A 21,519-nucleotide genomic window follows, 5' to 3' on the forward strand; every position below is an offset into this window, starting at 1 on the left:
CCCTGTCCGGCGTCGTGCTTCTCCGCCGGATGGGCCACAAAGGTGGTGGGTGGCCATCGATTCCGCAGGGGCGGACCGGCGCGGCCGACCCGCCCGGCTACCAGTTGGTGAACGCCCCGTCCGCCGTACGCAGGTGCGGGCGCTCGTCCGCCGTGGCTTGGTACCGGCGCGCCGCCTCCCGGTCGATGTCGACGCCGATGCCGGGCAGTTCACTCAGCTCCACCCGCCCCGGCACGATCGTCGGCCGGGCCGTGAAGAGGGCGGCGATCGCCGGATCGGGATCGGTCTGGTGCTCCTGGATCGCCACATTGGGGCAGGCCAGGTTGAGTTGGAGCGAGGAGGCGGCGGTGACCGGACCGAGCGGGTTGTGGGTGGCGAGCTTGATGTGGTGGGTCTCCGCCATCGCCGCGATCTTCTTCGCCTCGGTCAGGCCCGCCGCCACCCCGATGTCCACGCGCGCGTAGTCGATGAGGTCGTCCTCGATGAGGGTCTTGAACTCCCATTTGGAGCCGTACTGCTCACCTGCGGCCAGTGGTACGCCGGTGCGGGCCCGCAGCATGCGGTAGCTGTCCGGGTTCTCACAGCGCAGCGGGTCCTCGACGAAGTACGGGCGGGCCGCCTCGATCTCCCGGCACAGGGTCAGTGCCTCCGGCGGATCCAGACGCGTATGGACGTCGAGGATCAGCTCCACCTTGTCGCCGACCGTGTCCCGCACCTGGTGGAAGAGGTCGACCGAGTCACGCAGGCAGCGGCGGGCGTCGAGTGTGCCGTCCTCGTCGTGCGGCGAGGCGAACCGCAGATGGCGCCAGCCCTCGGCGACCAGGTCGCGGCAGCGGTCCAGGAACCGTGCGCGGTCGTGATAGCCGTCGCCGACATGCACATAGGCGGGTACGTGGTCACGCACCCGGCCGCCGAGCAGTTCATGCACGGGTACGCCGAGCGCCTTGCCGCGGATGTCCCAGAGGGCCACGTCCACTGCTGCGATGGCGGCGCCGAGTATGCGGTCGGCGGGGAAGAACCCGCGCCGGAACATGACCTGCCAGAGGTGCTCGATCCGTCGCGGGTCCTCGCCGACGATCAGCTCCGCGAGGTGTTCGAGACCCCCGGCGACCGCCCGCTGGCGCGACCTGATGCCGACCTCGCCCAGACCGTGGATGCCCTCGTCGGTGTCGACCACGACCAGCATCATGCTGTCGCCGTGGTCGGGGAGAGTCAGCACTTCCAGGCCGGTGATCTTCATTCCACTCCTCTATGAAAACGTTCCCGCAATTTCAGTGCCGTTCTTGAGAGCACATCATCGACAGCAGTCGGGCCGCAGCGCAAGACCCGTGCATACAGAAGGTTTCCCTCGATGAAATACTCCGGACACATCTCTTGACACGCCCTGGGAACGTTCGCAAACATCAACCGGACTCGCAGGGTTCCGATGCGAGACGACCGGGTCCCCCGGCTCACAACGACGAGGAGGCCGTTCGTGGCAGTAACGATCCGGGAGGTGGCGAGCGCCGCAGGCGTCTCGGTGTCGACGGTGTCCCGTGCGTTCACCGCACCCGACCAGGTGCAGCCGACGACACGGCAGCGCATCCTCGACGCCGCGACCAAGCTCGGCTACTCCCCCAACCCGGCGGCCCGTTCACTGCGCGGCGGCGGCACCGGAACGCTCGGCCTGATCGTCCCGGACATCGCCAACCCGTTTTTCCCGCCGATCATCAAGGCGATGCAGGCCCGCGCCCGACACCTGGGCTACACGGTCCTGGTCGCCGACAGCGACGAGCGCGAGGCGGACGAGCTGGCCGCCATCGCGGCCGTCTCGAAGCGGGTCGACGGCCTGATCCTGTGGGCCTCCACCCTCACCGAGGACCGGCTCCATGAACTCGCGGGCCGGATGCCACTGGTGGTGGTGAACCGCCACGTACCGGGCATCCCCGAGGTCCGTATCTCTCTGTCCGCCGGCATCGCGCAGGCCGCCGAACAGCTGAAGGCGTACGGTCATAGGCGCTGCGTCTTCATCAACGCGTCCCGCGCCGAGCTGAGCCGCGGCAAATCCATCCAGGAGTCGTTCGAAGCGCTCGATCTCTCCCTGTCCGAGCTCGGCCCGTACGAGCCGCGGTTCGAGACGGGCGTGCATGCCGCCACCCTCGTCGCCGCCCACGAAGCGACGGCCGTGATCGCCCACAACGACCTGGTCGCCCTCGGCGTGCTGCACCAGATGGCCAACCTCGGCATGAGCGTGCCGCGCGATGTCAGCGTCATCGGCATCGACGACACATTGCTCGCCTCCGTCTCCACCCCCAGCCTCACCACGATCAGGATCGACCCCGAAGAGATCGCCACGCGGGCGGGGGACCTCCTGATCGAGACGATCGCGGGCAAAGCAGGCCGCACCGGGCGAGGACTTGACGTCACTTCCCCCTTCGTGGAGATCGGCTCCCGCCTGATCCCCCGCGCCTCGACGGGCCCCGCACCCGCCCACTGATCCACGGCGCACACCACCACCGCGGACACAGCACCGCACCACACCGCACCCACTCCTGCCCTTCTTGGAGCCGTTATGCCCAGAAACTCCCGTCGTACGGCCATACTTGGCTGCATGGCGCTGACCGCTACCCTCGCGGGCTGTTCCTCCCTCACCCCGAGCAGCGCCGCCGGGGACGGCGATCTCGTACTGCGGGTGCAGGGCATGCCTCCGGCCACCGACAAGCCGGGGCTCGCCCTGTTCAAGAAGCAGGTGGCCGACTTCGAGAAGGCCAACCCGGGCATCAAGGTCAAGGGCTCGACCACGGTCTTCGACCCGCTGACGTTCTCCGCGAAGCTGTCCGGCGGCAATGTCGAGGACGTCATCAAGGTTCCGCTGACCGAGCCGCCGCGGCTCATCCAGCAGAAGCAGGTGCAGCCGATCACCGGGCAGCTCAAGGAGTGGGAGCACTTCAAGGAGTTCAACCCCCAGGTCCTCCAGCCGCTGACCGACAGCGCCGGCGACGTGTACGGCGTACCGCAGAATCCTTACGCCCAGGGCCTGGTCTACAACCGCGAGCTGTTCGAGAAGGCCGGGCTCGACCCCGACACACCGCCGGCCACCTGGGCGGAGGTCCGCACCGCCGCCAAGAAGATCAGCGACAGCACCGGCAAGGCGGGCTTCGTCCACGAGTCCAAGGACAACCAGGGCGGCTGGCAGCTGGCGATGCTGACGTACGCCTTCGGCGGCGAACTGCAGAAGGAGCAGAGCGGCACGTACACCGCCACGCTCACCGGGGAGCCCACGAAGAAGGCGCTGCGGCTGCTCAAGGACATGCGCTGGAAGGACGACTCGCTCGGAAAGACCCTCCTCAACAATCAGAACGATGTGATCAAGCAGTTCGCGGCCGGGCAGGTCGGCATGTTCATGGGCAGCCCGGGGACGTACCGACTGGCGAAGATGCAGTTCGGCATGGAGAACACCGACGCGTTCGGAGCGGCTCCGATGCCGCAGTCCGGCGGCGACGCCACACTCACCGGCGGCGACATCTACATGGTCCCGAAGTCCGCGGACAAGAAGCACGCGGCAGCCGCCGTCGATTGGCTGACCTTCGCCTACGCCAAGCCGCAGTACAGCACCGACCTGGCCGCCGAGCAGGCCAAGGCGCTCTCCGCAGACCCGAAGTCCGCGGTGGGCGTGCCGACGCTGCCGGTCTTCGACAAGAAGCGGCAGACCGAGATCGACGCCGCGATCAAGCCGTACGTCAATGTGAAGCTGCAGAACTTCAAGCCGTACATCGACGGTCTCTCCACGCTGAAGCTGAAGCCGGAGCCGCCGTACCAGGCACAGAAGCTGTACACCGCGCTCGACCCGGTGGTCCAGGCTGTGCTCACCAAGCGCGACGCCGACATCGACTCCCTGCTCGCCTCGGCCGAGAAGGACGTCAATGCCAAGCTCGCCGCGGACCAGAAGTAGCCGGCCCATGGCCCTGCTCACTCCGTCCCGCCGCCCCGCCGCTGTGTCCAAGGACCCCGCGCCGCGCACCCTGCCACTGCGGCAGCGTGGCACCGGCGCCCGCAAACAGTTCACGGCCTGGCTGTTCCTCGTCCCCGCGCTCCTGGTCTTCGGGCTCTTCGCCTGGTGGCCGATCGTGCGCAGCATGCTGCTCAGCTTCCAGAAGACCAACCTCGTCGATCCCGCGGTCTGGGTCGGCCTGGACAACTTCCGTACGCTCTTCGACGACCCGCTGCTCGGCACCGCCGTCGGGAACACCCTGTTCTTCGTGGTCCTCGGCCTGCTGATCGGTTTCCCGGCGCCGCTGATCCTGGCGGCGATCATGTCGACGGTGCGGCGCGGCGCGGGCGTCTACCGATTCCTGGTGTATCTGCCGGTGGTCATCCCGCCCGTCGTGGCGATCCTGCTGTGGAAGTGGTTCTACGATCCCGGGAGCGGGCTCTTCAACAACGTCCTCGGCAAGGTCGGGCTCGGACCGTACTCGTGGCTGGAGTCATCCGACAGCGCCATGCTCTCGCTGGTCCTGGAATCCACCTGGGCGGGCATGGGCGGCGCCGTCCTGATCTACCTCGCGGCGATGGTCGGCATCCCCGGCGAACTCTATGAGGCCGCCGAGATGGACGGCGCCGGGATCTGGCGGCGTATCTGGCATGTGATGCTGCCCCAGCTCCGCTCCGTCATCGGACTGCTGCTGCTCGTCCAGCTGATCAACACGGTGCAGGTCTTCACCGAGCCGTACGTCTTCACCGGCGGCGGACCCGAGAACTCCACCCTCACGGTCCTGCTGCTGATCTTCCGGTACGCCTTCCAGGACGGCGACTACGGCCAGGCCGCCGCGCTCTCCTTCCTGATGGTGCTCACCCTCGCCCTGCTCTCCGCGGTCTATCTGCGGGCCACCCGCAGCTGGAGCACGTCATGACCACGCTCACCACCTTCGTCTCCACCAACGACCGCCAACGCCCCGGCGTACGCGCCGCAGTGCGCTCCATCCAGGTGTTCACCCTGATCCTGCTGCTGCTCATCGGCATCGGACCGCTGTACTGGATGGTCAAGGGCGCGGTCTCACCGCCCACCGAGCTCACCACTCAGCCCCTGTCCCTCTGGCCTGACCGGCCCGCCCTGGGCAATTTCGCGACGGCGTACACCGATCTGAGTGTCGGCCGCTATCTGATGAACACCTTCCTGGTGGTCGGCGGATCGTGGTTCGTGCAGCTCTTCGTCTCGGCCACGGCGGGCTTCGCCCTCTCGGTACTCAGGCCGAAGTTCGGCAAGGTCATCTACGGGGCGATCCTCGCCACGATGTTCGTGCCGTACACGGTGAACATGGTCAGTCTCTTCATGACCGTGATCGATGTGCCGTTCCTCCACCTCAACCTGGGCGACACCTACTGGGCGATCTGGCTGCCGGCCGGCACGAACGCCTTCACGGTGCTGCTCGCCAAGCAGTTCTTCGACGCCCTGCCCAAGGAGCTGTTCGACGCGGCGCGGGTCGACGGGGCGAACACCTGGCAACTGCTCACCAAGATCGTGCTGCCCATGAGCAAGCCGGTGATCGCCGTGATCAGTCTGCTCGCGGTGATGCACTCCTGGAAGGACTTCATCTGGCCGCTGGTGGCCATCACCGACCCGGAGAAGCAGCCGATCAGCGTCGCTCTCGCCCAGCTCGCCACGCAGGCTCCGCAGGACCAGCTGATCGCCGCGATGGTGCTCGCCGTCGCCCCGCCGGTGCTCGTCTTCGTCGTCTGCCAGAAGTACATCGTCGCCGGGCTCGGTTTCACCGGAGTCAAGGGCTGAGATCCCCCGGAGCCGGGTGTCCAGTTCCGCCGGAACCGACGCCGAGCTCTCCGCTCCCCTGCCACAGCTTCCGCTTCGGAACATCCGGAGCATCTCGAACACCCCCGCCAAGAGAAGGGCACCTCCATGTCAGTCGCCCGCCGCAGATTCATCCAGGGCACGGCCGTCGCCACCGGCGCCGCGCTGTTGCCGACCGTTCCCGCATACGCCGCGGACCCGGTCACCATCCAGGCCGACGGCATCACCCTGGTCGGCCGCAGCGACGGCAGCGTCCTCGTGCAGGACGGTGCGGGCGCCGACCGCATCCTGCTCAACCACTTCATGTTCAAGGACTCCGCGCTCGGCCAGCAGCGCACCTTCGGCGGTACGCCCGCCCGGATCACGCTCCCCGACGGGCGGCCCGCGATCCAGGTCACGTACACGATGGCGAGCGGGACGTCCGGAATCACGGTGCGCGGCACCTTCGACGTCACTGCTCGCACGGCACACATGAAGTGGGAGGTGGGCGGCTCCAGCACGCTCACCCCGACCGGCTTCATGTTCTCCCGCACGGTGTACGGAGCGAGCGCGGCGGAGTCGTACGAGGCGCTGACCGTGTGGGAACGGGACGCCCGGGGCGGCATTCCGTACGAGGTGAACGCGGGCGGCGTGTACGTGGAGAGCTGGGCGGGATCGAAGGGCTTCTTCTGCCTCTCGTCCACCAACCCCGCGAACACGAACGCCACCTGGATCCATTCGCCCGGCACCTCGACCGGTGCGAGCACCGCCGTCACCGAGGCCGATCTGGTCCTCGGCGATCTGCGGCCGCGCGCGGCGGGAGCACTCGCCGCCAAGAGGCCCCTCGGCGTGGAGGTGTGGACGGACCAGCCGTTCAACCTCTACAAGGCGGCCGGGCAGACGATGACGCTCAAGGCGCAGGTCGTCAACGGCTCCGCCGCGGCCAGGAAGGTGACCCTGACGTGGTGGGCGCGCGACTTCGGCGGCACGAAGATCGCCGGTGGAACGCTCTGCAAGACCCTCGCGGCGGGCGCCGCCTGGGACTCCTCCTTCCCCGTGACCTCGCCGTCGCAGAACATCGTGTTCACCGGGGTGGAGGTGGTCAGCGGAAGTGACAAGGCGCTGGCCCGCACGAATCTGAGCGTGCTCCCGGAGTTCACGTACAAGGCGGGCAAGGAGTCGATGTTCGGCCTCGCCAACTACCCCTGGCTGCTCAAGCCCAGCAAGGAGGCCGTGCTCGGGCTGGTCAAGACGCTCGGCATCAAGTGGATCCGCATCGCCTACGCGGGCGCGCCGGGCATCGACACGGCGACTCTGGACGCGAACGGCATCGGGCACAACGTGGAGCTGTCCGGCATCCCCGTGGGCGGCAGTGCGGAGCAGATCACGGCCTGGGCCGACACGAATGTCGCCAAGGCCCTGAACGCCGAGGCCGAGTACTTCGAGGTGAGCAACGAGGTCAATCAGCCCTGGATGTCGGGCCGCGGCGCGGACGCCTATGTCCGGGACGGCCTGCGCCAGGTCACCACGCGCCTCGACGCGGCGGGCTCGCAGATGAAGGTCATGAACGCCGGCCTCGGCGGCATGGACTACGTGTGGACGAAGAACTTCCATGACGCGGGCGGCTGGGACCTCATCGACGCCTTCGCCTTCCACCCCGGTCGCGGCAATTTCACGCCCGACTTCGCGCCGCCGCCCGAGGAGTGGACACAGGGGTCGGCCGGCTCGTACTGGAACTTCCTCGGGGCGCTGCGCAAGGCGAACCAGGTCCTTGAGGAGTACGGCGGCGACAAGGAGCTGTGGCTCACTGAGGCATACGCACCGACCCGGCCCAACGCGTGGTGGAGCGACACCTACCGGCACGCGGCCGAGAACACGCTGCTCACGCTCGCTCTCGCCAAGGCCGAGAAGGTACGTGCCGTCAACTGGTACCAGCTGCACGACTCGGTGCTCTACCACCCCCAGGAGGCCGATCCGGCCAACGCCGAGTACCACTACGGCCTGATGAACCGCGACACCAGCGCCAAGCCCTCCCTCCTCGCCTTCGCGACCGCCGCCCGGGTCCTGGACGAGGCCGAGTTCGTCCGGCATCTCGCCTTCGCGGACAAGGACATCAAGGGGCTCCTCTTCACCACTCCCGGCGGACCGGTGTCGATCCTCTGGAGCCGCAAGGACGGGTACATCCTCAACTCCGAGCACGGTGAGGATCCCTGGTTCGCCTCGCCGGAGCCCTGGGTCGACACCTGGACGACCAGGACCCCGGTCGTCGCCCACTCGGGGACGGTCAACGGCACGGTGCGGGAGCTGAACTGCATCGGCCAGGAACGCTCCCTGAAGGCCGCCGGCGGCAAGATCACCCTCACCCTCGACGGCGCCCCGCGCATCTACTACGGGCTCGCCGCCAATCCTGACTGGAAGTAGTGACGTACGACATGAGGAACGAAACCGCACGGCACGACATCACCGTCGTCGGCGGCGGCCTGGCCGGGGTCTGCGCGGCGATCGCCGCGGCCCGGCTCGGCCGGAGCGTCGCGCTGATCAACAACAGGCCGGTCCTCGGCGGCAACGCGAGCAGCGAGGTCCGGGTCTGGGTGTGCGGCGCGACCGGCCACGGCAAGAACCACCATGCCCGTGAGGGCGGCATCATGGGCGAGCTGCTCGTGGAGAACCAGTTCCGCAACCCGGACGGGAACCCCTACTACTGGGACGCCGTGGTCCTGGACGCCGTGCGCGCCGAGCCCGGCATCACGCTCTACCTCAACACCGACGTGCGCGAGGTCGACGCCGAAGGTCCGGACGAGGCCCGGCGGATCACCTCGGTCACCGGCTGGATGATGGGCTCGGAGCGGCGGATACGTTTCGAGAGCTCGCTCTTCCTCGACTGCACGGGAGACGGCCTCATCGGCCACCTGGCCGGCGCCCACCACCGCATCGGCCGGGAATCACACGCCGAGTACAACGAGGCATGGGCTCCGGAGACGGCCGACGACATCACCCTGGGCTCGACCCTCCTCTTCTACACGAAGGACGCCGGTCACCCGGTCAAGTTCGTTCCGCCGAACTTCGCCAAGGACATCACCGGGACCTCCATCCCGCAGCGTCGCATCATCAAGGCGGGCGACAACGGCTGCGCGTACTGGTGGATCGAGTTCGGCGGCGAACTCGACACCGTCCACGACAACGAACGCATCCGCGACGAGCTGTGGTCGGTGATCCACGGCATCTGGGACCACATCAAGAACTCCGGCGAGTTCGACGCGGAGAACATGACCCTGGAATGGGTGGGCTCGATCCCCGGCAAACGGGAGTACCGGCGCTTCCTCGGCGACTACGTCCTGCACCAGGGCGACATCCTCGGCCAGACCGAGTTCGACGACCGGGTCGCCTTCGGCGGCTGGTCGATCGACCTGCATCCGCCGCAGGGCATGTACGCCACCGAGGCAGGTGCCAAACAGCTCTACGCGGACGGCATTTACCACATCCCGTACCGCAGCCTCTACTCGGTGAACACCGAGAACCTGCTCTTCGCCGGGCGCAACATCTCCGCCAGCCATGTCGCCTTCGGCTCGACCCGCGTCATGGCGACCTGCGCCACCATCGGCCAGGCGGCCGGCACGGCGGCGGCACTCTGCGCCACCGGCGAGGTCACCCCGCGCGAACTCCCCGTCCCCCAGCTGCACCGGGCGCTGCTGCGCCAGGATGCCTCGCTCATCGGCCTCGCCTCGACGGACCCGGAGGACCTGGCGCTGCGGGCAACGGCCACGGCATCGTCCACCTTGAGCAGCCTGGCCGTCGAGGACTCCGACGAGCTGTGGCCGCTCACGGCGGACGCCGGACTCGTCCTCCCCGCGGACCCGGACCTCTCCGGGGTGGAACTCCTCGTCGACGCCGACCGCGACACCGAGATCGTGATCGATCTGTACGACCCCGAACTCGGCCAGAACTATGTCCCGCGCCGCCTCGTCACCTCTATCACCCTGCCCGTCTCCGCCGGTGCCCGGCAGTGGCTCAAGACCGGCCTGGACTGGACTCCCGAAACCCCGCGCAACGCCTTCCTGGTCGTCCGCGCCAACGACGCCGTCGCCCTGCACCGCTCCGACCGCCCGACCCCCGGCGTCCTGTGCTTCACCCGCGTGCCGCTGCGCCCGTCGGACGAATCGCCGCAGCCGCTGCGCGAGTGGACGGACAAGGGCCTGCTCCGCCGCACCTTCTGTCTCCGTACGGGAGAGACCGCGGCCTACTCCCCCGCCAAGGCCACCGACGGCTATGCCCGCCCGTACGCGGGACCGCACATGTGGGTCTCCGGACCACTGGCGGACGCCTCGTCCCCCTGGCTCCGGCTGAGCTGGCCCGAACCCGTCGCTCTGGGCCGGATCGAGGTCATCGCCGACGACGACGTCAACGAGGACCTGATCAACCTCCACCATCACCGCACGCCCTTCGATACCCTCCCCACCCTCCTTCGCGACTACCGCGTCGAGGCACTGGATACTGACGGCAGCTGGCGTGTTATCGCCCATGTGGCGCAGAATCGTCGGCGACGCGAGGCGCACGCACTGTCGGCGCCGGTCACCACATCGGCGATCAGGGTCGTCGTCGAAGCCACCAACGGAGCGGAGGCGGCGCACGTCGTCGCCGTGCGCGCCTACGAGTAGAAGCACCGACGCAGGAGAGTGACTGGATGGTCGGAAGAGCGATGGTCACCGGGGCCGCCGGGCGGATCGGGCGAGCGGTCCTCGCGCTGCTCGCCGAGCGCGGCATCGAGGCGAACGCCTTGGTCCTCGATGATCCCGGTGACCTCGCGGCACGCCTGGTCGTGACCGGTGACGCCGCCGACGCGAAGACCGTGCGGGCGGCCCTGGAGGGCGCCGACGCGGTCATCCACCTGGCGGCGATCCCGACCCCCGCGCGCAACACCGCGTTCGAGGTCTTCGCGGGCAACAGCCTGTCCACCTTCACCGTCCTGGAGGAGGCCGGCCGGGCCGGCATCCGCCATGCGGCGGTGGCGAGCTCCTGGGGTGTCACGGGCCTGCCCTGGACGCACGCCGAGGATCCTCATCCGCCGTACGCACCGGTGGATGAGGCGATGGCCTCCCAGGTGGCCGACCCCTACGGCCTCTCCAAACAGGTCGACGAGCTGACAGCCCAGATGATGGCGCGGCGGCACGGGATGAGCGTGGTGTGCCTGCGCTATCCGTACGTGGGCGGATTCGAGGAGCGGCTGTACGCCCACGCCGCCCGGCTCACGGCCGACCCGGCCGCGGGGGCGAGGGACCTGTGGACCTACCTCGAGGTCCATGACGCGGCGAGGGCCGCACTGCTGGCCCTGGACGTACCCGGCCGTGCGGCGCACGCGGTACACCTCTGCGCCCCGGAGATCATCGTGCCGTACCCGACGGAGGAACTGCTGCGCCGCTACCACCCCACCGCCGTGCTGCGGCACCCGCTGCCGGGGCGCACGGCTCCGGTCGACACCTCGGCCGCGCGCAGGCTGCTGGGGTTCACGGCACAGAATCTTCTCGGTCACGGGGCGGTTCCGCCGAGTTGAGATCATGACGGCCGTCGAGCCGCCGCGGAAGGGGAAGAAAAGGACGTTCCCCGAGGCCGTTGTTGTACCGGTCATGGGCGTGCCCGGAGCGGATGCCGGACTCCGGTTGTGGACGGCCTTGTTGTCGGGCCCTCGTTCAGGCGAGGACCCGACAACATGGCGGGGCGTGACCTCAGGGGCGACTCCAGTCACCCAGAACCGTCGGGTGCACCCAGTGCAACATCGTGATGGCATGCGTCAGGCGCATGTCCGGCCAGCCGCTCACGACTCCGTAGCTGCCCTCGTCGAAGTGCATCACCTCGTGGCCGTCACACCACCACCGAGTCGTCAACGGCATCCGCGGGAACTCACCGCCGAACGGAATCAGCACCAGCATCACTGCCCATACCGGCGAGAACAGCCACCACAGGAACCAGCCGGCCAAGTGCCCCTTGCGACCGCGCAGCACCGGCCCGCCGCTCACCTCGACCCGCCACGACGTACGGGCGAACCGGAAGATGCTCCCCCGCCGACGCGTCACCCGCGCCAGCGGCTCGCCCTGAGAACCGAGCACGCGGTACACCGCCGTACCGGAATCGGCCGACTCGGTCTCGATCGCCATCACCCATGCCTGACGTCGCGGGTCCCCCCACAGCGTCAGATGCCGCCAGTCCTTGTCCTGCGTCTTCTTGTCCCGCTTGACGTCATCGACGAACAACTCGTATGCGGTCACCTGCGGAGAAGGCTCCCCACCGGGCTTCGACGACAGCAACGGACCCGCCCATGTCCCGGCCGGCCGTTTCGCGAGCGTCTTCTCGTCGAGCTGCATCCTGACATTGATCTTGGTCCCCGGTGCTATACCGGTCACGTATGTCATCCCGTCCCCCGTCCGATCGGCCGACCCGGCCATCGAGGCGAATCGTACGGCCCGCCCCGGCGTCCCGGCCGTCGGGAGTCGCCCGCCCGCGCCCACCATCGGCTTCCGCGGCTGATGGCCCATCACGGCCGACACCCCGCTGGTACCGAAACGGTGTGTCGCGGCTGCATCCGGATCCCGGAGCACTCCCTCATATGCTCACCCGATGGCCACCGCACTGATGCTCGCCGGAACCGGCGTCGCGCTGCTCATCTCGATCATCGTGATCGTGCTGCTGCTGTCCGGACGCCGAGTACGGCGCGGCCGGAAGCTCGGCCGCTACCCCTACCGCGCAGACAACAACGGCGGCTCGTAGACGAGCAGCCCCCACGGGACGCCGACACAGCGCCGTTCCTGCTCCGGCTGCTCCGCCAGCACCCGGCAGCCCGGTCCGGAGCGCCGCTTCCTTCCTCGGCGACTCGGCGACGCTGTGAGGTCAGCCCTCTCCGTTGCCGCCGCCACCGTTCCCGTGTCCCACCGAGATGTCCCGGACAGCCGGCGCCCTGCCTCGTTGCCGACGCCATGCGCTCAACCGACCGACACCCCGTCGGGCGGGCGCACCACGCAGGGGCGAAGCCCGGCGTGGAAGCCGGCACCCACCTGCGCCAGGGGTCGGCTGATAGCTTGGCCTCCATGATGGTGGCGTTGATCGACTCAGGGCTCGGCCTCCTTTCCACCACAGGGTGGCTTCGGCACCTCGCCCCGGAACTCGATCTGCTTCTGCTTCTGGACCCCGACGGCGCCCCCTGGGGATCGAGAACGGCCCCCTTCGTCACGGACCGTCTGTTCAGTGCGGCCCAAGTGGCCGTCCAGCGGGGCGCCGACGCCTTGGTGGTCCCCTGCAACACCGCGACCGTCACCGCGATCGACGCTCTGCGCGAGAGTTTTGAACCCCGTGTGCCGGTGATCGGAACCGTGCCCGCCGTGAAGTCGGCCGCGGCGGCCGGCCGAGCCATCGCCGTGTGGGCAACCGTCCGGACCACGGCGAGCGACTACCAGGCCCGCCTGATCGCGGACTTCGCGAACGGCCGGCCCGTCGCACGTATCGCATGCCCTGGTCTGGCGGAGGCGATCGACCACGGAGACACCGCCGCGGCGACGGAAGCGATCGCCGACGCGGCCGGGCGGACCCCGCGGAATTGCGACTCCGTGGTGCTGGGATGCACGCACTACCCCCTGATGGCGCCCGAGATTCTGCGGAGCCTGCCCACCGGAACCACCCTGTACGACAGCGCGGAGGCGGTCGCCCGCCAAACGCTGCGGCGATTGGACCGGGCAACGCCATCGCACGGCACCACGGGCGCCATCGACGTGCTGCTCAGCGGTCGCCACGGAGATCTCCCCGCAGGCGCCCACTCCTACCCCGTGGGCCGCGCCCTGGCCGCCGCGGCGCGGGTGCCGCGCGACATTCTCATGACCGCCGCAACTCGGGCCTCGATGAACGCTCCGGCGTTCTGATCGAGCGCCGGAACCTCCACAGCTTCGCCGCCCGGGGGTACGGTCCCCGGATTCGGAGGCCGAGCATCTCGCCTCGTCAGCGTTCGGTCGCCGACGGTTCCCGCCGGTCCTCCAGCCCCTCGTCGCGCCGAGGGCGCTGGGTGAGCACGAGCGGGCCGCTCTCGGTGATGGCGACCGTGTGTTCGGAATGGGCGGTACGTGAGCCGTCGGCCGAGCGGATCGTCCAGCCGTCGGGGTCGTAGACGATCTTGTTGGTGGAGCGGGCGAACCAGGGCTCGATCGCTATCGTCAGTCCGGGGCGCAGCTTGAAGCCGCGACCGGGCCGGCCGTCATTGGGTATGTGCGGGTCCTCATGCATGGTGCGGCCGAGGCCGTGACCGCCGAATTCCAGGTTGACCGGGTAACCGTAGTCCGAGGCGACCGCGCCGATGGCTGCGGAGACATCCCCCAGCCGGTTGCCGGGCCGGGCAACCTCGATCGCGGCTTCCAGCGCGACCTCGGTGGCCCGTATCAGCCGCAGGTCCTCCTCGGCAGGCGTGCCGACGATGACGGAGTACGCCGAGTCGGCGACCCAGCCGTCGATGCCCACAGCCATGTCCATGCTCAGCAGGTCCCCGTCGCGCAATGTGTAGCTGTGCGGCAGACCGTGCAGAACGGCGTCATTGACCGAGAGGCACACCACATTGCGGAAGGGGCCGCGACCGAACGAGGGTGAGTAGTCCCAGTAGCAGGATTCCGCGCCGCGCTCCTTGATCCGACGGCGGGCATGGTGTTCCAGGTCCATCAGATCAACACCCACCGCGGCGAGGTCACCGAGCTCCGCCAGCACCTGCCCGATGAACTGACCCGTGACGCGCATACGTTCGATCTGATCGGGAGACTTGAGCTCGATCACTGGCGATCCTCGATTTCCAGATGGCGTGAAGGTATTTTTATACCGGAGGTATTTTTATACCAGATGGTGGAGTGGTTGTCGTCCGAAGGATGTGGCCATACCGTGGTCCGCATGGTCCGTCATCCGCTCGCCCCCGAACAGATTGACGCGGGACGATGCCTCGGGGCCTTCCTGCGCGACGCCCGGGGCGGGCGTCGCCTCGTCGAGGTGGCCCTGGCAGCGGGCATCTCACCGGAAACCCTCCGCAAGATCGAGACCGGTCGGCTGCCGACGCCCGCGTTCGGCACCATCGTCATGCTGGGCGAGGTGCTCAGCATCTCGCTGCCCCGGCTCGCGGACGCCTGGCGCGCCGGTCTGATCCAGCACGAAGGCGTCGCCGCTCCGGTGGCCGGTGCGGTCGGCACCGCCGCCACGCATCCGGTGGTGCCCTCCGGTGCTGGGCTCTCTTGACGTACCCGTAGGGGAAGAGCATCCCGCTGCGCCCCCGTTGCCGCTCAAGGATCCATCAGCGCCACCCGCCGGCCTCCGGGCCCGCGAAAAATCTCCGGGAAAAGTCGCGCCGTCGGCGATGAGTTCCGTCGGGGTGCGCGGTCCAACTACATGACAGCAAGTGATAGCCAATATTGCAGGAGCACCTCATGCGGAAGATCATCGCCGGTCTGTTCTCGTCTCTGGACGGCGTGGTGGAGGCCCCGGAACTGTGGAACATGCCGTACAGCAGCAGCGAGACGGGCGCGGCCCTGATGCGGCTGTTCGAGGACGCCGACACCGCTCTCCTGGGCCGCAGCACCTACCAGCAGTGGAGCTCGTTCTTCCCGCACGCGTCCAACGAGCAGGTACCCACCGCGGACTGGATGAACTCCTCCCCCAAGTACGTCGTCTCCTCCACACTCACCAGCGTGGATGAGTGGAAGAACAGCAACTTGGTCACCGGGGAGGACATCACCGGTCAGATCCGGGCGCTGAAGGAGCAGCCCGGCGGCACCATCAATGTCGGCGGCAGCATCACCCTGGTCCAGTGGCTGATGCGCAACGGCCTGCTGGACGAGCTCTACCTGCAGATCAACCCGGTCGTCGTCGGCACCGGGCGCACCCTCGCCGGCGGTGAGCAGATCCCCCTGACGCTGGCATCCAGCCACACCTTCGCCAACGGCGTCATCGAGGCCCACTACAGCCTCCAGGCTCGCTGACCCCCAGCACCGAGTCCGTACGGCCGGAGCTGAGCACCCGCCGACGCACAGTGCAGCCGGGTCCGGCCTCCGAGCCGCCCGCCGGGGCTGACTCCTCTGTTCTCCGGCCCTTGCGCCCGCCGCCCCCACCTGGTGGGGGCGGCGGGCGTTGTCGGCGGCCCGGTCGTCTACGGGAGCGCTACGGTCGGGGCTTGTTCGCGAACACCCATCGGTTGCCCTCCAGTGCGTCGTTCCGCTCGGGCAACGGGCCGCGTCCGTGCCGGCGGGTGAAGTCGAAGGGAGTCCGGACCGATGTGGACCAGCCCTTGCGTGCCAGATCACCGACGGAATCGGGCCGCGGCTCCCTGTCGAAGAGGCTGAGCAGGTCGATGCCGATCTGCTGTGCCGTCGAGGTGTAGAGCGGGCTGTCGCGGTACTCCAGCAAGTCCTTTTCGACCTTGACCTCGAACGCCAGGGCGCTTCCTTCCGTACTGAGCCGGTCCACCGTGTCGATGAGGTACGTCTCGGCGGCGGCGGGCAGGTAGAACATCAGTCCCTCCGCCAGCCAGACGCTCGGTGCGGCCGTGTCGAAGCCGGCGTCGGCCAGCGCTCCGACCCAGTCGGCGCGCAGATCGATCGGGATGGGTACGCGCGTTGCCTTCGGGGTGGCCGACAGTCCGTCGAGCACCTTGTGCTTGAACGCCAGCACCCCTTCTCTGTCGATCTCGAAGATCACACAGCCGGGAGGCCAGTCGAGCCGGAACGCCCGTGAGTCCAACCCCGCTCCGAACAGGACGACTTGGCGGGCGTTCCCCGTGTGCACCGACAGGAGGAGAAAGTCGTCGAGGACCCTCGTCCGCAGACCGAAGTAGCGCGCGAATCGTCCCCACAGCGGGTTCGCTTCCCCGTCCGGAACCTGTTGCACACGCACCGGCCAGTCGGCGGACGCCGGTGTGGCGAGCACGAAGTGCTCCGCGTAGACGTCCTGTGCCAGGCTGTCGTGGCGGTGTGTCTCGATCGCTCTTGCCGCGGCGACCATGAGGGCGGTCAGGCCGACACCTCCTTCCACCCCCTCCGTGCCCTCCACGTCTTGCTTGCCTTCCACCTCGGTGTTCCGAGGCGTAGTACCGAACACGTGCTCTCCTTCGGACGAGTTGAGACCCACGAACAGCGAGGAATGCGAGTGATGGATCGGTGGTGGCCTCACAACGCCACCTGTCCGGGCGCCCCGACATGGTCTGCCGACGGCGCACGGTCAGAGCCGGTCGGGTGGGGAGCGGTGTCCAATGCCTCGCTCATCGGATCCTCCCCTCCGGAAGCAGGACGGGTTTGACCACGCGGCCCGCGTCGCAGTCACGTTCGGCCTCGTTGATGTCGGCCAGTGGATAGGTCCGGATCAGCTCGTCGAAGGGAAACCGCCCGGCCTGCCACAGCCCGGTCAGCCGCGGAATCAGCAGGCCCGGAACCGCGTCCCCCTCGCAGATGTGGGAGATCCTCCTGCCCCGGTCCAGTGCCCCCGGTTCGAGCGACAACGCGGTGTGGAGCCGTGCCACCAGGCCGAGATGGCCGGTCGGGCGCAGGGACCGGAGTGCGTCGTTGATCAGCCGGGCGGAGGCCGTGGTATCCAGCGCGTACTGCGCGCCACCGTCGGTCAGTTGCTGGATACGACCGGGCAGACCCGCTGTCGTCGCATGGAGCGGGACCGCGCCGAATCGTTCGGCGAGGGCCAGCCGTTCGGGGTGCCGGTCGACGGCCACGATCACAGCTCCGGAGGCGGCGGCCGCCATCACCGCGGCCAGGCCCACCGCTCCTGCGCCGAAGACCGCGAGGGTGTCACCGGGCCCGACGCCGAAGGAGTTGAAGACCGCACCGGCACCGGTGAGGAAGCCGCAGCCGAGCGGCCCGAGCAGTTCGATGGGCAGCGAGGGGTCGGCGCGGACCGCGTTGCGAGCCGGAACCACCGCGTACTCGGCGAACGAGGACTGGCCGAACCACCGGGGGGCCAGTTCGTCTCCGGCCGCGTCGATGAGCCGCGCGGCGCTCTCCTTGCGCCCTCCGAAGAGGTTGAGCGAGGCGAAGGAGTCACAGTAGGCGGGGGCAGCGCCGATGCAGTTCCGGCAGTGTCCGCAGGAGTCGAAGCTCAGCACCACGTGGTCACCGTCGCTCAGGCCGGTGTCCGGACCGCCCGTCTCCACCACGACCCCGGCCCCCTCGTGACCGAGCACCGCGGGCAGCGGTGAGCGGCCTGCCGAACCCCGGACCGCGAGATCGGTCCGGCACATTCCGCAGCCCGCGATCCTGACCAGGATCTCGCCTTCGGCCGGTCCCGTGTTCAGGGTGACCTCCTCGACAGCGAATCGGCTCTCGTACGAGCGCAGTACCGCCGCGTCGAACCGCATCGTCAGGCCTCCTCCGGACGGTGCACGACGAACGGCCTGAGGTTCCCGTAGAGCCCCCACATTCCGCCCGCGACACCGACACCACTCTCCTTGGTGCCCGCGAAGGGCTGGGCGAGGGACAGTTCCGCGTGGTGGTTGATCCATGCCGTGCCGCACTCCAGCCGGTCCGCGACCGCCTCCGCCCGGTCGAGATCCGTCCCCCATACCGAGCCGCCCAGCCCGAAGCCGGTGTCGTTGGCAGCCTCGACGGCTTCGTCGATGCTCCCGTACGGCAGCACGGGCAGAACCGGACCGAACTGCTCCTCCATCACCACGGGGCTGTCGGGCGGGACATCGGCCAGGATCGTCGGGGCGTAGAAGTAGCCCGGTCGGTCCAGCCGGTGGCCACCGGCCACGGCTCGGGCACCGTCCGCCAGTGCCTGGGCCGTGTAGCGCTCGACCCTGGCCAGTTGGGGGACATTGTTGAGCGGGCCCAGCTGCGTGCCCGGGTCGAGGCCCGCTCCGACAACGACGGTCCTCGCGCGCTGTGCGAGGGCCTCGACCACGTCGGAGTAGAGCCGGGCCGGGGCGTAGACGCGCTTGACCGCCATACAGACCTGCCCGCAGTTGCGGAACGCCGCCCAGAACAGCCGGTCCGCGATCCGCTCCACATCCACGTCCTCCAGCAGGATGGCGGCGTCATTGCCACCCAGCTCCAGGGTGACGCGGCCGAGTGACGCCGCCGCACCCTGCGCGACGGCCCGTCCGGTCGGAATCGAACCGGTGAAAGTCACATGACGGATCCCCGGATGCGAGGCCAGGCGGGCGCCGAGCGGTTCGTGACCGGTGACGATCGTCAGTACGTCCTCGGGGAGGGCGGTGGAGAGGACGGATCCCAGCAGCCGTGTGGCGAGGGGCGTGAATGGGGAGGGCTTGAGCACCATCGTGTTGCCTGCGGCGAGCGCGGGCGCGAACTTCGCCGAGGCGAGCTGGAGGGGAAAGTTCCACGGGACGATCGCGGCGACGGGCCCGACCGGTCGCCAGCGGATCTCACTGCGTACCGGCCTGCCGTCCGTGATGGGTTGGGGCCCGGGGTCGAGCTCGGCGAAGTAGCGCAGGCGGGCCGCTGTGCGAGCGATCTCCGCATACGCCTCGGCCAGGGGTTTGCCCTGTTCACGGGTGAGCAGGGGGGCGATGTCCGTCCCGGCCGCGTCCACGGCGTCGGCTGCCGCGAGCAACGCGGTGGTGCGGGCTGAGCGGTCGGCCCGCCAGCCGCCCCATGCCTCTTGGGCCCGGCCGACGACGGCGTCCAACTCGTCCGGCTGCTGCTCGGGGGCCTCCTCGAAGGCCTCGCCCGTCGCGGGATCGAGGACGGCGAAGCGCTCCCCGAGGGTTCCGGGCGTGTGCCGGCGCTGTTGTGTCACCATGCCCGCGGTCAGCCCGCGGCAGCGACAGCAGCTGCCTGTTCCCGGGCATGCCGGTCCATCTCCGCCCTGAAGGCGGCCACCAGCTGCGGCTGGATCCTTCCGGTGGTGCGGTCGCCTCCCTCGCAGACCGCCCCGCGCACCCCCACGATGTCCGTGCCGATGCGGGTCAGCGCGTCGAGGTCTCCCACCTTCACGCTGCCCGCGAGGGCGGCGAGCAGACCGGCCTCGTGGGCCCTCCTGACGAACTCCGCGCAGACCTCTGGCGGAACGTGGTCGAACAGTCGTGTCCCGTCCTTGACCGCGGTGTCGAGCATGGCCGCGTCGGAGCCGGAGCGACGGGCGATGTCGGGCAGTGCGAGCGGGTTGACGCAGCCGATCCGGTGGGCGTCGGCATAACCCGAGGCGACAACGAACGCGTCCGGCCGATAGTCCTTCACCGCCCGGACGACCCCGCGCATGACATCGATGGCCTGTTCGGGCGTCGTGCATCCGTAGAGGCCGACCTTGATGTAGGTGGCTCCGGAGACAGCCGCGCCGAGCGCCGCCTGGGCCACCGTGCCGGGCTTGTACGGCACGTCTCCCACGGTGGCGGACACCGGCTTGTCCGCGGGGATCGCGTCGCGGATCTCCCTGATGACCCACGGGAAGTTCGCGCCGAGCGAGCCCTCATCGGGCCTCTTGACGTCGACGATGTCAAGGTGCTCCGCCGCCTTCGCGCAGTCGAGGGCTTCCTCGACGCTGTCCGGGGAGATGAGAAGCAACAACGTGGACTCCTTGCACCGCATGTCCTGGCCAAGAGGCAGGCGTGCGAAGTCGCCTGGATGCCTTGCGGTTCGCTCATCATTGCCGCGGCTCGTGACCACCGGTAGGGCGTGCGGAGTCCGAACGGGTAGGGAACGGCGCAACCAACGCGCCGTGCACGCCGGTTCGAACCAGCACCCGCACAACCGCGGGATCCGAAGCCAACCATCAGCGATCGGTTGGGACCTGCTGAGCGGCGAGCCGCCGCCCGACAGGTATCTCAGCGAGGATGCGGCACGTCAGCCCTCGTCCGAACCGGACAGAGCTTCGGCGATCATGCGGGTGGCGAAGTCCGAGTCGTCGGTGATGCGGTTGATGTGCTCCGCGAGCAGGAAAGCGGTGACTTCCAGGGGCGTCATCTCCTCCTCAGTCCACTCTCCGTACTGTTGACGCCACAGGTTGGGGCTCAGACCGGTCCCCGCGGCGATGACCAGCCCGGCCATGGTGGGGACGGCCTCGGGGCGGACGCTCCTGGGCATCATGCGCATCGTGGCCACAAGCGTGGGCACCACGTACTCGATGACGTCCTTGTCATGGTCCTCGTGGGCCTTCCGCAGCCACGTCATGAACATGAAAATGAGCGTGCACGCCCCGTCCAGCAGGTCCTTGGCTCCCTCCGGGCCCAGTGTCGCGGTGAACTGGTCCATCAGCGCCTGTTGTTCGGCGTCGGTCTCGGAGTTGCCGTCGTGGATGCTCTTGAGCCGAGAGTCGATCACCATGAGCGCCGCTCCCACATCGCCGGCGGGAGCATGCTGGGGGTCGCAGGGCGATGACACAGGATTCCTCCTCGGATGGCTGCGCTGAGCAGCGCGGCGTATCCGTACAGTAAACGGCCGACGGGACACGGACCGGTGGGTTGTCCGCATCCCAGGAGACACCGACTACGCGTTCTGGTCTCGTGTGCCGAGTCCGCCCTTGCGGCAGGCCGCCCCGGCGGTGGCCTGCCCGGCGCGGACGACCGGCCGGGTCAGCCCGGCCGCTCGTGGGGATACGTGCGGCGGCGCCCCGAGGAATGATCACTGAATCGAGTGTCGGATGCGCGATCCGATATGCCCTCAGGGTGCCTGGCTCCATTCCGAGGGAGCGACGAGACGAGTTCACCGAGAGGGCTTCGCCGGCTCATGACCACGACGGTGCAGGAACGCCGTCACCGTCCAGTACGAACGTGAATGCCACACCGTGCACGC

General features: G+C 68.8%; 19 protein-coding genes. 11 read left to right on the top strand and 8 right to left on the bottom strand.

What is annotated here, in order from left to right; all coding sequences use genetic code 11:
• Positions 1-97: 97 nt before the first annotated feature.
• Entirely contained in the window at positions 98-1,240 is a 1,143-nt protein-coding gene (locus OG251_RS38220) for a mandelate racemase/muconate lactonizing enzyme family protein (protein ID WP_326681865.1), read from the bottom strand.
• A 234-nt stretch (positions 1,241-1,474) separates the two neighbouring features.
• On the opposite strand from OG251_RS38220, the gene OG251_RS38225 reads away from it, so the two are divergent.
• The 7 genes from OG251_RS38225 (at position 1,475) to OG251_RS38255 (ending at position 11,309) form a co-directional block, all read left to right on the top strand.
• Positions 1,475-2,476, top strand: coding sequence for a LacI family DNA-binding transcriptional regulator (locus tag OG251_RS38225; protein ID WP_326681866.1), 1,002 nt, complete (start codon positions 1,475-1,477; stop codon positions 2,474-2,476).
• Between the two features lie 114 nt (positions 2,477-2,590).
• Positions 2,591-3,931, top strand: a complete 1,341-nt coding sequence (locus OG251_RS38230) for an ABC transporter substrate-binding protein (RefSeq protein WP_326681867.1) — start codon at positions 2,591-2,593, stop codon at positions 3,929-3,931.
• A 7-nt stretch (positions 3,932-3,938) separates the two neighbouring features.
• On the top strand, positions 3,939-4,889 hold the full coding sequence (locus OG251_RS38235) for a carbohydrate ABC transporter permease (RefSeq protein WP_326681868.1): 951 nt from the start codon (positions 3,939-3,941) through the stop codon (positions 4,887-4,889).
• Entirely contained in the window at positions 4,886-5,764 is an 879-nt protein-coding gene (locus OG251_RS38240) for a carbohydrate ABC transporter permease (protein WP_326681869.1), read from the top strand. The genes OG251_RS38235 and OG251_RS38240 overlap by 4 nt, the downstream gene beginning before the upstream one ends.
• 126 nt (positions 5,765-5,890) lie before the next feature.
• Positions 5,891-8,182 carry a hypothetical protein gene (locus tag OG251_RS38245; protein WP_326681870.1) on the top strand — a complete coding sequence of 764 codons (2,292 nt, stop codon included), beginning with the start codon at positions 5,891-5,893 and terminating at the stop codon, positions 8,180-8,182.
• An 11-nt stretch (positions 8,183-8,193) separates the two neighbouring features.
• Complete coding sequence (locus OG251_RS38250) at positions 8,194-10,416, top strand: FAD-dependent oxidoreductase (RefSeq protein WP_326681871.1); 2,223 nt, start codon at positions 8,194-8,196, stop codon at positions 10,414-10,416.
• A gap of 26 nt (positions 10,417-10,442) precedes the next feature.
• Positions 10,443-11,309 (top strand): NAD-dependent epimerase/dehydratase family protein, encoded by an 867-nt coding sequence (locus OG251_RS38255; RefSeq protein ID WP_326681872.1) that lies wholly within the window; start codon positions 10,443-10,445, stop codon positions 11,307-11,309.
• 172 nt (positions 11,310-11,481) lie between these two features.
• On the opposite strand, the gene OG251_RS38260 is transcribed toward OG251_RS38255, so the two are convergent.
• Positions 11,482-12,117, bottom strand: coding sequence for a hypothetical protein (locus tag OG251_RS38260; RefSeq protein ID WP_326681873.1), 636 nt, complete (start codon positions 12,115-12,117; stop codon positions 11,482-11,484).
• Between the two features lie 253 nt (positions 12,118-12,370).
• On the opposite strand from OG251_RS38260, the gene OG251_RS38265 reads away from it, so the two are divergent.
• Together OG251_RS38265 and OG251_RS38270 are read left to right on the top strand one after the other, a co-directional pair.
• The gene (locus OG251_RS38265) at positions 12,371-12,520 is read left to right on the top strand and encodes a hypothetical protein (RefSeq protein ID WP_326681874.1); all 150 of its coding nucleotides are present in this window, start codon (positions 12,371-12,373) and stop codon (positions 12,518-12,520) included.
• A gap of 317 nt (positions 12,521-12,837) precedes the next feature.
• Positions 12,838-13,662 (top strand): glutamate racemase, encoded by an 825-nt coding sequence (locus OG251_RS38270; RefSeq protein WP_326681875.1) that lies wholly within the window; start codon positions 12,838-12,840, stop codon positions 13,660-13,662.
• Positions 13,663-13,738: 76 nt separating this feature from the next.
• On the opposite strand, the gene map is transcribed toward OG251_RS38270, so the two are convergent.
• Positions 13,739-14,557 (bottom strand): type I methionyl aminopeptidase, encoded by an 819-nt coding sequence (gene map, locus OG251_RS38275; RefSeq protein ID WP_326681876.1) that lies wholly within the window; start codon positions 14,555-14,557, stop codon positions 13,739-13,741.
• Positions 14,558-14,668: 111 nt separating this feature from the next.
• On the opposite strand from map, the gene OG251_RS38280 reads away from it, so the two are divergent.
• Positions 14,669-15,007, top strand: coding sequence for a helix-turn-helix domain-containing protein (locus tag OG251_RS38280; protein ID WP_326681877.1), 339 nt, complete (start codon positions 14,669-14,671; stop codon positions 15,005-15,007).
• A 188-nt stretch (positions 15,008-15,195) separates the two neighbouring features.
• The gene (locus OG251_RS38285) at positions 15,196-15,747 is read left to right on the top strand and encodes a dihydrofolate reductase family protein (protein WP_326681878.1); all 552 of its coding nucleotides are present in this window, start codon (positions 15,196-15,198) and stop codon (positions 15,745-15,747) included.
• 178 nt (positions 15,748-15,925) lie between these two features.
• Here the strand turns inward: OG251_RS38285 and OG251_RS38290 are convergent, their stop codons facing one another.
• The 5 genes from OG251_RS38290 to OG251_RS38310 form a co-directional block, all read right to left on the bottom strand.
• Complete coding sequence (locus tag OG251_RS38290; RefSeq protein ID WP_326681879.1) at positions 15,926-16,861, bottom strand: class I SAM-dependent methyltransferase; 936 nt, start codon at positions 16,859-16,861, stop codon at positions 15,926-15,928.
• 160 nt (positions 16,862-17,021) lie between these two features.
• The gene (locus tag OG251_RS38295; RefSeq protein ID WP_326681880.1) at positions 17,022-18,125 is read right to left on the bottom strand and encodes an NAD(P)-dependent alcohol dehydrogenase; all 1,104 of its coding nucleotides are present in this window, start codon (positions 18,123-18,125) and stop codon (positions 17,022-17,024) included.
• Between the two features lie 2 nt (positions 18,126-18,127).
• Entirely contained in the window at positions 18,128-19,531 is a 1,404-nt protein-coding gene (locus OG251_RS38300) for an aldehyde dehydrogenase family protein (RefSeq protein ID WP_326681881.1), read from the bottom strand.
• A gap of 8 nt (positions 19,532-19,539) precedes the next feature.
• The gene (locus tag OG251_RS38305) at positions 19,540-20,316 is read right to left on the bottom strand and encodes a (5-formylfuran-3-yl)methyl phosphate synthase (RefSeq protein WP_326681882.1); all 777 of its coding nucleotides are present in this window, start codon (positions 20,314-20,316) and stop codon (positions 19,540-19,542) included.
• Positions 20,317-20,571: 255 nt separating this feature from the next.
• Positions 20,572-21,108 (bottom strand): hypothetical protein, encoded by a 537-nt coding sequence (locus OG251_RS38310; protein ID WP_326681883.1) that lies wholly within the window; start codon positions 21,106-21,108, stop codon positions 20,572-20,574.
• Positions 21,109-21,519: the final 411 nt, after the last annotated feature.

The organism is Streptomyces sp. NBC_01237, assembly GCF_035917275.1.
Classification (GTDB): Bacteria; Actinomycetota; Actinomycetes; order Streptomycetales; family Streptomycetaceae; genus Streptomyces.

Coding starts and splice junctions, on each gene's coding strand:
- OG251_RS38220 (WP_326681865.1), bottom strand. CDS start 1,240: ATGAAGATCACCGGCCTGGAAGTGCTGACTCTCCCCGACCACGGCGAC.
- OG251_RS38230 (WP_326681867.1), top strand. CDS start 2,591: ATGGCGCTGACCGCTACCCTCGCGGGCTGTTCCTCCCTCACCCCGAGC.
- OG251_RS38235 (WP_326681868.1), top strand. CDS start 3,939: ATGGCCCTGCTCACTCCGTCCCGCCGCCCCGCCGCTGTGTCCAAGGAC.
- OG251_RS38240 (WP_326681869.1), top strand. CDS start 4,886: ATGACCACGCTCACCACCTTCGTCTCCACCAACGACCGCCAACGCCCC.
- OG251_RS38245 (WP_326681870.1), top strand. CDS start 5,891: ATGTCAGTCGCCCGCCGCAGATTCATCCAGGGCACGGCCGTCGCCACC.
- OG251_RS38250 (WP_326681871.1), top strand. CDS start 8,194: ATGAGGAACGAAACCGCACGGCACGACATCACCGTCGTCGGCGGCGGC.
- OG251_RS38255 (WP_326681872.1), top strand. CDS start 10,443: ATGGTCGGAAGAGCGATGGTCACCGGGGCCGCCGGGCGGATCGGGCGA.
- OG251_RS38260 (WP_326681873.1), bottom strand. CDS start 12,117: ATGCAGCTCGACGAGAAGACGCTCGCGAAACGGCCGGCCGGGACATGG.
- OG251_RS38265 (WP_326681874.1), top strand. CDS start 12,371: ATGGCCACCGCACTGATGCTCGCCGGAACCGGCGTCGCGCTGCTCATC.
- OG251_RS38270 (WP_326681875.1), top strand. CDS start 12,838: ATGATGGTGGCGTTGATCGACTCAGGGCTCGGCCTCCTTTCCACCACA.
- OG251_RS38280 (WP_326681877.1), top strand. CDS start 14,669: ATGGTCCGTCATCCGCTCGCCCCCGAACAGATTGACGCGGGACGATGC.
- OG251_RS38285 (WP_326681878.1), top strand. CDS start 15,196: ATGCGGAAGATCATCGCCGGTCTGTTCTCGTCTCTGGACGGCGTGGTG.
- OG251_RS38295 (WP_326681880.1), bottom strand. CDS start 18,125: ATGCGGTTCGACGCGGCGGTACTGCGCTCGTACGAGAGCCGATTCGCT.
- OG251_RS38300 (WP_326681881.1), bottom strand. CDS start 19,531: ATGGTGACACAACAGCGCCGGCACACGCCCGGAACCCTCGGGGAGCGC.
- OG251_RS38305 (WP_326681882.1), bottom strand. CDS start 20,316: ATGCGGTGCAAGGAGTCCACGTTGTTGCTTCTCATCTCCCCGGACAGC.